Origin of the sequence: Massilia sp. LXY-6, from assembly GCF_051233485.1 — a bacterium.
GTDB lineage: Bacteria > Pseudomonadota > Gammaproteobacteria > Burkholderiales > Burkholderiaceae_D > Telluria.
Genome location: NZ_JBKFGF010000006.1, coordinates 193,859 through 206,328 on the forward strand (window position 1 = coordinate 193,859; position 12,470 = coordinate 206,328).

General features: G+C 64.0%; 10 protein-coding genes. 5 read left to right on the forward strand and 5 right to left on the reverse strand.

Translation table 11 applies throughout. The features are described from left to right. Window position 1: 1 nt before the first annotated feature. The 3 genes from moaA to ACI48D_RS03895 all read right to left on the reverse strand — a co-directional run bounded on the left by moaA (window position 2) and on the right by ACI48D_RS03895 (window position 5,835). Entirely contained in the window at window positions 2–1,111 is a 1,110-nt protein-coding gene (moaA, locus tag ACI48D_RS03885; protein ID WP_435569887.1) for a GTP 3',8-cyclase MoaA, read from the reverse strand. Further along, on the reverse strand, window positions 1,104–2,450 hold the full coding sequence (gene chrA, locus ACI48D_RS03890) for a chromate efflux transporter (RefSeq protein WP_435569888.1): 1,347 nt from the start codon (window positions 2,448–2,450) through the stop codon (window positions 1,104–1,106). Before chrA ends, moaA begins: the two co-directional genes overlap by 8 nt. 178 nt (window positions 2,451–2,628) lie before the next feature. Next, window positions 2,629–5,835 (reverse strand): Rne/Rng family ribonuclease, encoded by a 3,207-nt coding sequence (locus ACI48D_RS03895; protein ID WP_435569889.1) that lies wholly within the window; start codon window positions 5,833–5,835, stop codon window positions 2,629–2,631. Between the two features lie 772 nt (window positions 5,836–6,607). On the opposite strand from ACI48D_RS03895, the gene ACI48D_RS03900 reads away from it, so the two are divergent. Genes ACI48D_RS03900 through ACI48D_RS03915 form a run of 4 tightly spaced genes read left to right on the forward strand, consistent with a single transcriptional unit; the run spans window position 6,608 to window position 9,648 of the window. Then, window positions 6,608–7,576, forward strand: a complete 969-nt coding sequence (locus ACI48D_RS03900) for an RluA family pseudouridine synthase (protein WP_435569890.1) — start codon at window positions 6,608–6,610, stop codon at window positions 7,574–7,576. Between the two features lie 30 nt (window positions 7,577–7,606). Then, on the forward strand, window positions 7,607–8,266 hold the full coding sequence (locus tag ACI48D_RS03905; protein ID WP_435569891.1) for an HAD-IIIA family hydrolase: 660 nt from the start codon (window positions 7,607–7,609) through the stop codon (window positions 8,264–8,266). Beyond that, entirely contained in the window at window positions 8,263–8,634 is a 372-nt protein-coding gene (locus tag ACI48D_RS03910; protein WP_435569892.1) for a Rieske (2Fe-2S) protein, read from the forward strand. Before ACI48D_RS03905 ends, ACI48D_RS03910 begins: the two co-directional genes overlap by 4 nt. A 15-nt stretch (window positions 8,635–8,649) precedes the next feature. Then, the gene (locus ACI48D_RS03915) at window positions 8,650–9,648 is read left to right on the forward strand and encodes a S49 family peptidase (protein ID WP_435569893.1); all 999 of its coding nucleotides are present in this window, start codon (window positions 8,650–8,652) and stop codon (window positions 9,646–9,648) included. 163 nt (window positions 9,649–9,811) lie between these two features. On the opposite strand, the gene ACI48D_RS03920 is transcribed toward ACI48D_RS03915, so the two are convergent. After that, window positions 9,812–10,069, reverse strand: coding sequence for a hypothetical protein (locus ACI48D_RS03920; RefSeq protein ID WP_435569894.1), 258 nt, complete (start codon window positions 10,067–10,069; stop codon window positions 9,812–9,814). A gap of 224 nt (window positions 10,070–10,293) precedes the next feature. Between ACI48D_RS03920 and ACI48D_RS03925 the strand changes: the two genes are divergently transcribed. Then, window positions 10,294–11,010, forward strand: a complete 717-nt coding sequence (locus tag ACI48D_RS03925; RefSeq protein WP_435569895.1) for a pseudouridine synthase — start codon at window positions 10,294–10,296, stop codon at window positions 11,008–11,010. 365 nt (window positions 11,011–11,375) lie between these two features. Here the strand turns inward: ACI48D_RS03925 and ACI48D_RS03930 are convergent, their stop codons facing one another. Continuing rightward, window positions 11,376–12,401, reverse strand: coding sequence for an IS5 family transposase (locus ACI48D_RS03930; protein WP_435569896.1), 1,026 nt, complete (start codon window positions 12,399–12,401; stop codon window positions 11,376–11,378). Between the last annotated feature and the right edge of the window lie 69 nt (window positions 12,402–12,470).

Here is a 12,470-nt window from a genome sequence, read left to right on the forward strand (position 1 = left end):
TTTATCCGCCGATATAAGACATTTCGATTTTCTTCGCGCCGCGCGACAGCCCTTCCGTGTTGACCGTGCGGGTCTCGGAATAGCGGTCCGCGCGCCGGCTCCACAGCTGGGCGATGCTGGACGCGATCTCGAGATCGCCGCGGCCTTCGCGCAGCAGGGCGCGCAGGTCGTGGCCGCGGGTCGCGAACAGGCAGGTGTAGAGCTTGCCCTCGGTCGACAGGCGGATGCGCGAACAATCGCTGCAGAAGGCCTGGGTCACGCTCGAGATCATGCCGACTTCGCCGGAACCATCCACATAACGCCAGCGCGCGGCGGTCTCACCTGGGTAATTGGCGCCGATGGGTTCGAGCGGCATCTCGGCCGAGATGCGGCGCACCACCTCGCTGGACGGGATCACCTCATCCATGTTCCAGCCGTTCGAGGCGCCCACGTCCATGTATTCGATGAAGCGCAGGATGGTCGGCGTGCCCTTGAAGCGGCGCGCCATCGGCAGGATCTGGGCGTCGTTCATGCCGCCCTTGACCACCATGTTGACCTTGACGGGGCCGAGGCCGGCGGCGTGCGCGGCCTCGATGCCGTCGAGGACGTCCGCTACCTTGAAGTCGACGTCGTTCATGCGCTTGAACACGGCGTCGTCGATGGCGTCGAGCGAGACCGTCACGCGGTCCAGGCCGGCGTCCTTCAGGCTTCTTGCCTTGCGGGCCAGCAGCGAGCCGTTGGTGGTGAGCGTGAGGTCGAGCGGGCGGCCGGACGGCGTGCGGAGCTCGCGCAGCTGGGCCACCAGACGTTCGAGGTCCTTGCGCAGCAGCGGCTCGCCGCCGGTCAGGCGGATCTTCTCGACGCCGTGGGCGATGAACAGCCGGGCTATCCGCGTGATTTCCTCGAAGCTCAGCAGCGAGGAATGCGGCAGGTAGGCGTAGTTCTTGTCGAAGACTTCCTTCGGCATGCAGTAGACGCAGCGGAAGTTACAGCGGTCGGTGACGGAGATGCGCAGGTCGTGCAGCGGCCGGCCGAGCGCGTCCGCCAGCAGTCCGGACGGCTCGGCCAGCGCTGCGGGAGTCGGCATGGCCGGCGACCGGGCGTCGCCCAGCATGATGATTTTTTCAGACATGCCAATACGATAGCACGAGGCCCGCCGCCGCACAGGCGAGGATGAGCGGGATCGTCCCGACCTTGTAGCGCAGCAGGGCGATGCTGGCGGCCAGCCCGATCGCGATCGCCTGCCAGTGCGGCCGGCCGGCGGCCATGAACACCTGTTCGCCGAAGAACACGGCCAGGCTGGCGATCACGCCGACCACCGCCGCCGAGATCGCCGTGAGCGGTGCCGTCATGCGCACGTCGCCCCGCGTGGACTCGACCAGCGGACCGCCGGCCAGGATGAACACGAACGATGGCAGGAAGGTGAACAGCGTGGCCACCGCCGCTCCCGCGGCGCCGGCGGCGAACAGCGCATCCTGCCCGAACAGCGCATGGGTCCAGCCGCCCACGAAACCGACGAAGGCCACGATCATGATCAATGGACCGGGCGTGGTCTCGCCGAGCGCCAGGCCGTCGATCATCTGGCCGGCGCTGAGCCAGCCATAGTGCTCGACCGCGCCCTGCACCACGTAAGGCAGGACGGCGTAGGCGCCGCCGAAGGTCATCAGCGCGGCCTTGGTGAAGAACCAGCCCATCCGGGCCAGCGCGCCGGACGGCCCGTACAGTGCCGCCAGCAGCAGCCAGGCCGCCAGCCCGAGGCCGCAGCCGACCAGCGTCACGCGGGCGAGGCCGGCCCAGGAAAAGCGCGCATGCGGCGGCGTTGGCGTGTCGTCGTCGATCAGCGCCGGGCCGTAGGAGGTGCTGGAGGCCGCGTGCGCGCCGCCGAGCTGGAACAGCGCGGGACGCAGCCGCCCGCCCGCCAGCCCGGCCAGCGCCGCGGCCAGCACGATGAAGGGGAAGGGCAGTGCGAGCAAGGCGATCGCGATGAAGGCACCGGCGGCGATCGCGGCCAGCAGCCAGTTGCGGATCGTGCGGCTGCCGATGCGCCAGGCCGCGCCGAGCACGATCGCGACCACCGCCGGCTTGATCCCGTTCATGATGCCGGCGATGGCGGGCAGGTGGCCCCAGGCCATGTAGACCCAGGACAGCGCGATCAGGATCAGCAGCGAGGGCAGCACGAACAGGATGCCGGCCGCGATCCCGCCGCCCGTGCGGTGCAGCAGCCAGCCGATGTAGACGGCAAGCTGGGTCGCCTCCGGGCCGGGCAGCAGCATGCAGTAGTTGAGCGCGTGAAGGAAGCGCTGCTCCGAGATCCAGCGGCGCCGCTCGACCAGCTCGGCATGCATCATGGCGATCTGCCCGGCCGGCCCGCCAAAGCTGATGAAGCCGAGCTTGAGCCAGTAGCCGAGGGCGGTGCGGAAGGGAAGGGCGCGCGGCGGCGCGGCGGCAAGCGGGTCGGGCAGGGCGGACATCGGCGTCATCATGTAAATGTTGCCGCATTGTGAACGCGATCGCCCTGCCATGTCGAGGCTTTCCGGCGAGCTGCTACAACTGGTGGAGGATGCTGCCTTGCAGCGCCAGATCAAAAAAGGGAAGCCGAAGCTTCCCTTTTGAGCAGACCCTGGTGCTCATTCGAGCACCGATGTCAGCTTACTGGCGCGTATCGACCTGGACCAGCGGTTCCTGGGCCGGCGGCGGCGCCACCTTGCGGGTGCGGCCGAGACGGACCGGCTGCTGGACCTGGGCCGCTTCTTGGGCGGCGCGCAGCTTTTCCGGATCGGTCGAGGCGAGCTGCAGGCCGGCCTGGGCTAGCACTTCGCCCAGATCGGCCTGGGCGGCAGTTGCAACCGGAGCCGGTGCGGCAGTTGCAACCGGAGCCGGTGCGGCAGTTGCCACCGGGGCCGGGGCAACCGGAGCAACCGGCGCCGGCATCACGACCGCCTGTGGCGCCGGTGCGGCTTCGACCGGAGCCGGAGCAGCCGGGGCAGCCGGAGTCGGGGCAACCGGAGCCAGCGCCGGCGCCGGAGCAGCCGGAGCTTGAGCAGCCGGAGCCTGAGCAGCCGGAGCTTGAGCAGCAGCGCTGCGGGCAGCAGCTTCGGCGACCGATTTCGCGGTCGGGAACAGCCACGGACCCTGGTTCGATGCCTTCGCGGCCTCGGCAGCGGTTTGGGCGGCGGCAGCTTGCAACGCGGCGGCGGCGGCCTGTTCGGCACGTGCCTGGGCGGCGCGCGCCCGTTCGGCCGCGACCTTGTCGGCAGCGGCTTTCACCGAAGCAGCGGTCGGGAACGGCCACGGACCCTGGGCGTCACCCTTCGGCTGACCCTTGGCCGGCTTGGCAGCTTTCGACTTCGCAGCCTTGGACTCGGCCTGGAACTTGGCGGCTTCCTCGTCGGCGACCGGCGCGAAGGCCGGTGCGGCGCCTTCTTCACCGTTTTCGTTGTCGATGACCTCACCCGACTCACGGTCGCGGCGGTTACGGTTGCGGCCGCCACGACGGCGACGGCGACGCGGCTCGTCACCACCCTCGGTGTCGACTTCCTCGCCGTTCGGGCTGATCGCGGTAACCGTCTTCACGATTTCCTCTTGCAGGATTTCCTGCTCGCCATTCGGGCCGGACGTCGCGATCGTCACGCTGGTCGCGGTGGTGGCCTGGATTACGTTCAGTTCATCGGATTTCACGTCAAGCGCTGCAACGCGCTCGGCACGCTCACGCGGCGGGCGCGGCGGGCGTTCCGCACGTTCGGCGCGTTCCGGACGCTCGCCACGCTCGGCGCGCGGGGTCGGCTGGGCTTGCGCCTCGACCGGCTCGCGGGTCTCACGGGTTTCGCGCGGCTCGCGCGGTTCACGCGGCTTGCGCGGCGGGCGTGCCGGCTTGGCGTCAAGCTCCGCCGGCTTGGCGGTCTCGTCCAGCGGGGCGCCTTTCGCGACCTGTTCGCGGTCCTCTCGGCCTTTGCCGGTGCCGGTGCCGGTACCGTTGCGTCCGCCACGTCCATTGCGCTGCTGGCTACGGCCGGCACGTTCGGCGCGCTCGGCGGCTGCCGGGGCCGGTTCAGCCGGCTTGACGGGCGCTGCCGCCGGAGCGGACGGGGTCGCCGGGACCGGACGGCCGAAGAAGAAATTGCGCAGCTTGGTAAAGAAACCTTCCTCTGCCGGCGGGGTCACCGGAGTGGCAGCAGCAGCGGCGGCGGCAGGCGCGGCCGCCGGGGCAGCCTCGGCCTTGACCGGTTCGCGGCGCTCCACCATCGGCGCCGGCTGGGCCGGGGTGATGGTCTTGACCACGGCTTCCTGGCGCGGCTTGGCTTCTTCCTTCTGGCGCTTGGCGTAGGCCATGTCGGTGTCGGCCGACTCGGCCAGCGTGTAGCTGGAGGCGGCGTCTTCCAGGCGCGGATCGTCGTGCTTGATGCGCTCGAGCTTGTAGTGCGGGGTTTCGAGGTGCTTGTTCGGGATCAGGATAACCGTGATGCGGTGACGGTTCTCGATCTTCAGCACTTCGCCACGTTTCTCATTCAACAGGAAGGCAGCGACGTCGACCGGGACCTGGACGTGGATCGCGGCCGAGTTTTCCTTCATCGCCTCTTCCTGGATGATGCGCAGCACCTGCAGGGCCGAGGATTCGGTATCGCGGATGTGGCCGGTGCCCGAGCAGCGCGGGCAGGTCACGTGCGAGCCTTCCGACAGCGACGGACGCAGGCGCTGGCGCGACAGTTCCATCAGGCCGAAGCGCGAGATCTTGCCCATCTGAACGCGGGCGCGGTCATGGTGCAGGGCATCTTTCAGGCGCTGCTCGACTTCGCGCTGGTTCTTGGCGACTTCCATGTCGATGAAGTCGATCACGATCAGGCCGCCGAGGTCGCGCAGGCGCAGCTGGCGGGCCACTTCGTCGGCTGCTTCGCAGTTGGTGTTGAAGGCGGTGGTCTCGATGTCCGAACCGCGCGTCGCGCGCGCCGAGTTGACGTCGATGGAGACCAGGGCTTCGGTGTGGTCGATGACGATCGCGCCGCCCGACGGCAGCGGGACGGTACGCGAGTAGGCGGTCTCGATCTGGTGTTCGATCTGGAAACGCGAGAACAGGGGAACGTCGTCGGTGTAGCGTTTCACGCGGTGCGCCATGTCGGGCATCACGTGGCTCATGAACTGCTGGGCCTGGTCGAAGATCTCGTCGGTATCGATGAGCACTTCGCCGATGTCAGGCTGGAAATAGTCGCGGATGGCGCGGATGACGAGGGAGGATTCTTGGTAGATCAGGAACGGGCCGGGGGCCGATTTGCCGGCGCCTTCGATCGCGCGCCAGAGTTGCATCAGGTAATTCAGGTCCCACTGCAGTTCTTCGACCGTGCGGCCGATGCCGGCGGTGCGGGCAATCACCGACATGCCCTGCGGCAGGTCCAGCTTGTCCATGGTTTCGCGCAGTTCCTGGCGTTCTTCGCCTTCGACCCGGCGCGAGACGCCGCCGCCACGCGGATTATTCGGCATCAGGACCAGGTAGCGGCCGGCCAGCGAAATGAAGGAGGTCAGTGCCGCGCCCTTGTTGCCGCGCTCCTCTTTCTCGACCTGGACCATGATTTCCTGGCCTTCGCGCAGCGCTTCCTTGATGGTGCAATTGCGGACGTCGACACCATCGCGGAAATAGGAACGGGCGACTTCTTTAAAGGGGAGGAAGCCGTGGCGGTCTTCGCCGTAGCTGACGAAGCAAGCTTCGAGGGAGGGTTCGATGCGGGTGATGACACCTTTGTAGATATTCGATTTGCGCTGTTCACGACCAGCGGTCTCGATATCGATGTCGATCAGTTTTTGGCCGTCGACAATCGCTACGCGCAGCTCCTCTTGCTGCGTAGCGTTAAACAACATACGTTTCATTTTTATTAACTCCGCGACCCTGAGGCCGTAGTAGATACAGGGATGTACGCGGGGAGGGGAGTGTTGGCGGTGGTATGCCCGTGGTGTGGCTCGGCATTGCCGGCCACAGGGCGCAAATGGCATCGAACGTCATTGTCGCGCGCACGCCGCAACCTTGCTTGGCCAGCGCGGCCCGGTCAGGGCGGCGCAGGGGCCTTCGGGCGGGTGCAAAAAGCGACCACAGCCAAACCAGGGCGGCCGTGTCGGGATCCTGGACCAGGCGATCCATCAGCCTTGGCCTGCAAGTTCTCGCGACAAAGCCTGCCGGAACCATGGACAACCTGCGATCGGCACGATTTCCAGGTTCCTTACATCGGGTCGGGCGAAAACGACAAGCGTTATCGACGCCATCACCCGGCGAGCCAAGCTTGAAGCCGGCTTGCCGGTACTTATCCTTACGATTCCAAACAATCCAATCCTGCAGTCCTGTGCGCTACCCGATTACAACTGCGGTGCAACCCTGATAGCCACGCAAGACCGTGCGTACACGTTTTGTAATCTCACCAAACCTGCTGCGCGTTGCATTGCCGGCCTGCGATGCTCGCTGTACATCTCGTACAGCTGCGTTTCTCGGCCAGCACGGCTGCCGCTCGCTTCGGTTTTGTAAGATTCCTTCTTTTCTTCATCGAATTCGCATTTTTGCGGGGCCGATGAAGACGCCCCTGTGTAAAATATCGTTTTAATTCTTACACCAGCAGAGGTTTGACCGCCGCCTGTCGATTATATATTCAAAATGAAGGACTTAGAGAGAAATTCTGTCCAGCTCGTAACAATCGTCGAAGAAGAGGCTGGACAGCGCATCGACAACTACCTGCTGCGTGTCTGTAAAGGTGTCCCCAAAAGCCATATCTACCGCATCCTCCGCTCCGGCGAAGTGCGCGTGAACAAAGGACGTATCGATCAGTTGTACCGCCTGCAAGCCGGCGACGTGGTGCGCATCCCGCCGATCCGCATCGCCGAGAAGGCTGCCGGCAGCGCGCCGGTGCCGGGCGCGGAATTCGCGATCGTCCATGAGGATAGCCACCTGCTCGTGATCGACAAGCCGGCCGGGGTCGCCGTGCACGGCGGCTCGGGCGTGTCCTACGGCGTCATCGAACAGTTGCGCGCAGCGCGGCCGGACGCGAAGTTCCTGGAGCTGGTGCACCGCCTGGACCGCGAAACCTCGGGCCTGCTGTTGCTGGCCAAGAAACGTTCGGCGCTGACCAATTTGCACGAGCAAATGCGCGACGGCACAACGGACAAGCGCTACCTGACCCTGGTCAGCGGCGATTGGAAGAATCCGCGCCAGCACGTCAAATTGCCCTTGCATAAATTCACGACACCGGATGGCGAACGCCGCGTGGTGGTGCAGGCCGGCGGCCAGGAAGCGCATACCGTGTTCAACCTGCTGCGCAAATGGGAAGGTTTTGCCTTGCTCGAAGCCGAGCTCAAGACCGGACGCACGCACCAGATCCGCGTGCACCTGGCATCGAGCGGCTTTCCGATCGCCGGCGACGAGAAATACGGCGATTTTGCCTTGAACAAGCAGCTTCAGAAGGCAAACGACACGCGCGGTGCCCTCAAGCGCATGTTCCTGCACGCCTATCGCATCACTTTCCAGCACCCCGATACCGGTAAGCCGATGACCCTGACGGCGCCGCTGCCGCCGGAATGCGAGCGTTTCTTGGTAAGCTTGGGGCAACCAACAGGCAAACACTCCTAAGGAAGGAACGCCCCCTCGGGGGCGGAAACCATGGCAAGAAAGCAATTCGATTTGATCGTCTTCGACTGGGACGGCACGCTGATGGACAGCACCGCCACCATCGTCAAATGTATACAGTCCGCCGCCAAGGATCTCGGCCTGAGCGTCCCCAGCGACGCCGCGGCCGCGCACGTGATCGGGCTCGGGCTGTCGGAAGCCATGCAGGCGGTCATGCCGGACATCGATCCGGCGCTGTATCCGCGCATGGTGGAGCGATATCGCTACCATTTCCTGACAAAAGACCACGAACTGGTCCTGTTCAAGGGCGTTCCCGCCATGCTGGAAGAGCTCTCGCAGCTCGGCTATTTCCTGGCGGTCGCTACCGGCAAGAGCCGGGTCGGCCTGAACCGTGCGCTGAACGCTTGTAGCCTGCTGTCGACCTTCGATGCGACCCGTTGCGCGGACGAGACATTTTCCAAGCCCCATCCTGCAATGTTGCAAGAATTGACAAGGGAACTGGGGCAGGACATGCGTCGTACCGTTATGATCGGCGACACGACGCATGACTTGCTTATGGCCAACAATGCGGGCGCCGCCGGCATCGCGGTCGAGTACGGCGCGCATCCCGTGCAGCAGCTGCAGGCATGTCACCCGGTCTTCACGGCAAAGAACGTGCCCGAGCTCCATCGGTGGCTGATCGAGAACGCATGAGCATTGCTGCCGAAGTCTTCATCTGTGACCCCGATGCCCTGGTCGATGGCGGCATCGGCATACGCTTCCCCGTCCTTGCGTTCGGCACCGATGCAAGCGGCTTCGTGGTGCGGTATGGCGGCAAGGTCTATGGCTACCTGAACCGCTGCGCCCACGTTCCCATCGAACTGGACTGGTTCAAAGGCGAATTCTTCGAATCGAGCAAGTTATACCTGATGTGTTCGACGCACGGCGCGACCTATGCTCCCGAAACCGGCGTCTGCACCGGTGGGCCTTGCCGGGGCGGCAGGTTACGCCCGATTGCCGTGCGTGAATCCGCAGACGGCATCTACTGGCAGCCGGACCAGAATTTCCAGCCGCCGAAGTAAATCAAGCAGACACTTATGAGCGAAAACAACCGGAACGACAACCAGAACGCGATCGACGCCAACTCCAGCCCCATCCGCAACTGGGAACGCGACACCCTGGAGCGGCTCGTGTTCGCCACGGTGCGCGAGCAGCGGGCTGCGCGGCGCTGGGGAATCTTCTTCAAACTATCCTTCCTTCTGCTGGCATTTTTCGCGATCTGGGCCTATTTCGACTTCAACTTCAGTGGATCGGACATCGAATCGCTGGGTCGCCATACCGCCCTGATCGAGATCGACGGCACCATCGATGATGAAGGCAGCGGCGCCGCCGACACCGTGATCCCGTCCCTGAACAAGGCCTTCGCCGACGCCGGTTCGGCCGCGGTGGTGCTGCGCATCAACAGCCCGGGCGGCAGCCCGGTACAGGCCGGCATCATCGTCGACGAGATCCAGCGCCTCAAGAAGGGCTACCCGAACAAGCCGCTGTACGTGGTGGTGGACGAGATCTGCGCTTCGGGCGGCTATTACATCGCCGCGGCGGCCGACAAGATCTACGTGAATAAAGCCAGCATCGTCGGTTCGGTCGGCGTGCTGATGGACGGTTTCGGCTTCACCGGCCTGATGGACAAGCTGGGCGTCGAGCGCCGCCTGCTGACGGCGGGCGAGAACAAGGGCTTCCTCGATCCCTTCAGCCCGCAGTCGGACAAGCAGAAACAGCACGCGCTGACGATGCTCAACGAAATCCACGAGCAATTCATCTCGGTGGTGCGCGCCGGCCGCGGCAAGCGCCTGAAGGAAAACCCGGAAATCTTCTCCGGCCTCTACTGGACCGGCGCGAAAGCCGTCGAAATGGGCCTGGCGGATGGCTTCGGCACCGTCGACACCGTCGCCCGCGAGGTGGTGAAAGCGGAGGAAATCATCGACTACACCGCCCATGAAGGCTTGCCGGAGCGGGTGCTGAAGAAATTCGGGGCATCGGTGGGATCGGGCGCCGTGCGTTCGATCTATCGCGGCGCCGTGCCGAGCTTGCGCTGATCCACATCAATGCGTCTTGAAACTTCCGATCTGTCGGCTATAGTTGTTTAGTAGCTGATAACTACAGACCCGCATACGTGCGGTTTAGAGTGAATTCAATTCCTCAGGTTGGACCCCGCAATGGGAGGAAACGGCGGCGCAAGCCGTCGTTTCACTTTGGGATTCAGCTCTCCTGGCGGTAAAAACCGCCATCCTCGAGCCAGGCCTGGAAATGGCACTGGGCCTGGGCATACCAGGCGGCGCGTATCGGCGCGTGGAGGGCAGAGGAAGCAAGGTGTGGAATATCGCCGCCGCGCGTCCAGCGTGCCAGCGCCAGGGCGGTCGGGAACGCCGAGACATACTCGGCGGCGGCCTGGCATGAACGGTCGATGGCCGCATTGGCGGAAAATGGGTTGCAGCTTTGCTCTTGTTGGGTATGCACGTTTACCTCATTCCTTGGGTGTGGTTCGATGAGTGTGAGTCCTACAAGCTGGTAGATCGTAGTCCTACGCTCATCGGTTGTAGGCCGATTCCTAACGAGGTTTCAGTCTAACAACACAACCCTAGGTGCTCTTGACGTTTATCAAACGTGTTCTTGGTATGGATTCAAAACCCGGAACCAACTGAGCTTTGCCATACACATCGGTTCTGTTAAAGTCGCGCCCCATGAGCAAACTTTCCCTTGACCGCGTGCTGCAATCGCAAGGCTTCGGCACGCGCAAATACTGCCGTGCCCTGATCGAGGATGGCGACGTCGCGATCGATGGCGAAGTCCAGACCAGCTACAAGACGGCGGTCGAGACCGACGGCCTGGTGTTGACCGTGTTCGACGAAGAGTGGGTCTACCGCGAGCGCGTCTACATCGCCCTCTACAAGCCGGCCAATTTCGAATGCTCGCGCAAGCCCAGCCATCATCCCGGCGTGCTGACCTTATTGCCCGAGCAATTCACCTGGCGCGACGTGCAGCCGGTCGGCCGTCTCGACCACGACACCACCGGCCTGCTGCTGATGTCGGACGACGGCCCCTTCATCCACGCCCAGTCATCGCCCAAGCGCCACGTGCCCAAGGTCTACCAGGCAAGGACCCAGGAGCCGGTCACCCAGGCCCTGGTCGACCAGCTGCTCGCCGGCGTGCAGCTGCATGACGAGCCGGCCCCGCTGGCGGCCCAGACCTGCATCCAGCGCGGCGAGTACCAGCTCGAGATTGTGCTGGAGCAGGGCAAGTACCACCAGGTCAAGCGCATGCTGGCGGCCGCGGGCAACCACTGCGTGGCCCTGCACCGCTCGCAGATCGGCGGCCTGAGCTTGGATGCGCTCGGGCTGAAGGAAGGGGAGTGGTGTTTCCTGGAGCAGGCGCAGCTGGATTTGCTGGCGCTGGTTTGAACTGGATAACTGGTGAATCGACGCGTGAGTCCTTGGCAGTTGCAAATGTACAGATGGGTTAGGAAACGTGCTGTCGCAATGGTTTGCAATACATGTTAAGTAGGCCCATCGACAAGCGCACCGCTAGGAGCATACATATTGTGACATCTTCGGCGCCCGCCAGCCTGCAGATGATGACCTAGGAATAAGACAGGCGGATCAGCGATGTTCTTGAACCTATGGGGCACCTCGAATAACCGCTGATTCCAGCGAGGTCACCGAGGCGAATGCGTGAAATGCATACGGCGATGCGTAAGCAGAGCCGTTTCCGAGCCTTTTTTCAGGCCGCAGTCGTCAATTTCGGTGGTCCAAACGGACCTTGGGCGTCAGAACGCCTCGATCCTGGCCTCCTTCAGATAAACCAGGCGCTGCAAATTGTAGGCAGCGACCTTCCAGTTCAACTGCAGCGTCGCGCGCGGCAGGCCGATCGAGCGCACCACCTTGCCACCGAGCTGCGCCAGTCCGGCGAACACGTGCTCGACGCGGGCGCGGGTCTTGGCGATGCGATGGTTGCGCCGTTGCTGCGTTTCGGAAATCGGCTTGTCTTTCGTGCCCTTGCGCTGGATGTGCATGCGCCAGCCTTGCTTGCTGAGCCGCTCTTCGCGCGCGCCGTCGACATAACCCTTGTCGGCCAGGATGTTGCGATTCGTGTTGTTCGGATCGAGCACATCTTCGAAGTGCAGCGTGTCGTGTTCGCTGGCCGTGCTCACCTTGATTCTACGCACCAGCTTGTAGCGCTTGTCGGCGTTGGCCGAAACCTTGTACCCGAAATAAGATTTGCCATGCTTCTTGGTCCAGCGCGCGTCGAGATCCTTCTGGCGGCGCTTCGCGGGTGTCCAGGTGATGGGCATGGCGCCTTCGCCGACCACTCCCTTTTCTTCTTTGCTCAATGACTGCCTGGGCGCCTGCACGATGCTCGCGTCAATCATCTGGCCACCACGCGCGATATAACCATGCCTCGACAGTTGCTTGTTGACGGCGTCGAAGATGCTCTCGCTGGCGCCGGCCTGGATCAGGCGTTCCTTGAACGTCCAGATCGTCGTGCGGTCCGGAATCTGGCTGCTGGCGCGCAGGCCGACAAAGCACTGGAAGCTCAGGCGGTCGAGCAACTGGAATTCCATCTGCTCGTCGCTCAGGTTGAACAACTGCTGGATCAGCAGAACGCGCACCATCAACTCGGTGGGAAACGGCGGGCGGCCGCCGCGCTCGCGGCCGGGCCGCGGTGCGGCGCGATCGACCTCTGCCGCCAGGGCGACAAAGTCGACGTGCTGCTCCATCACCTGCAACGCATCGCCCAGCTTGTTCAGCTTCGCTTCACGCTCCTGGTCGGCAAACAGACTGGTCTTGATCATGAAAATTTACGTCAGATTCGAGGCAGCGCCATCATGCCAGATCGGCGGCGGTTTTTCGAGGTGCCCTAT

Bases quoted from the DNA above. Each gene is read 5' to 3' on its own strand.
- moaA (WP_435569887.1), bottom strand. From the start codon at position 1,111: ATGTCTGAAAAAATCATCATGCTGGGCGACGCCCGGTCGCCGGCCATG.
- chrA (WP_435569888.1), bottom strand. From the start codon at position 2,450: ATGTCCGCCCTGCCCGACCCGCTTGCCGCCGCGCCGCCGCGCGCCCTT.
- ACI48D_RS03895 (WP_435569889.1), bottom strand. From the start codon at position 5,835: ATGAAACGTATGTTGTTTAACGCTACGCAGCAAGAGGAGCTGCGCGTA.
- ACI48D_RS03900 (WP_435569890.1), top strand. From the start codon at position 6,608: ATGAAGGACTTAGAGAGAAATTCTGTCCAGCTCGTAACAATCGTCGAA.
- ACI48D_RS03905 (WP_435569891.1), top strand. From the start codon at position 7,607: ATGGCAAGAAAGCAATTCGATTTGATCGTCTTCGACTGGGACGGCACG.
- ACI48D_RS03910 (WP_435569892.1), top strand. From the start codon at position 8,263: ATGAGCATTGCTGCCGAAGTCTTCATCTGTGACCCCGATGCCCTGGTC.
- ACI48D_RS03915 (WP_435569893.1), top strand. From the start codon at position 8,650: ATGAGCGAAAACAACCGGAACGACAACCAGAACGCGATCGACGCCAAC.
- ACI48D_RS03925 (WP_435569895.1), top strand. From the start codon at position 10,294: ATGAGCAAACTTTCCCTTGACCGCGTGCTGCAATCGCAAGGCTTCGGC.
- ACI48D_RS03930 (WP_435569896.1), bottom strand. From the start codon at position 12,401: ATGATCAAGACCAGTCTGTTTGCCGACCAGGAGCGTGAAGCGAAGCTG.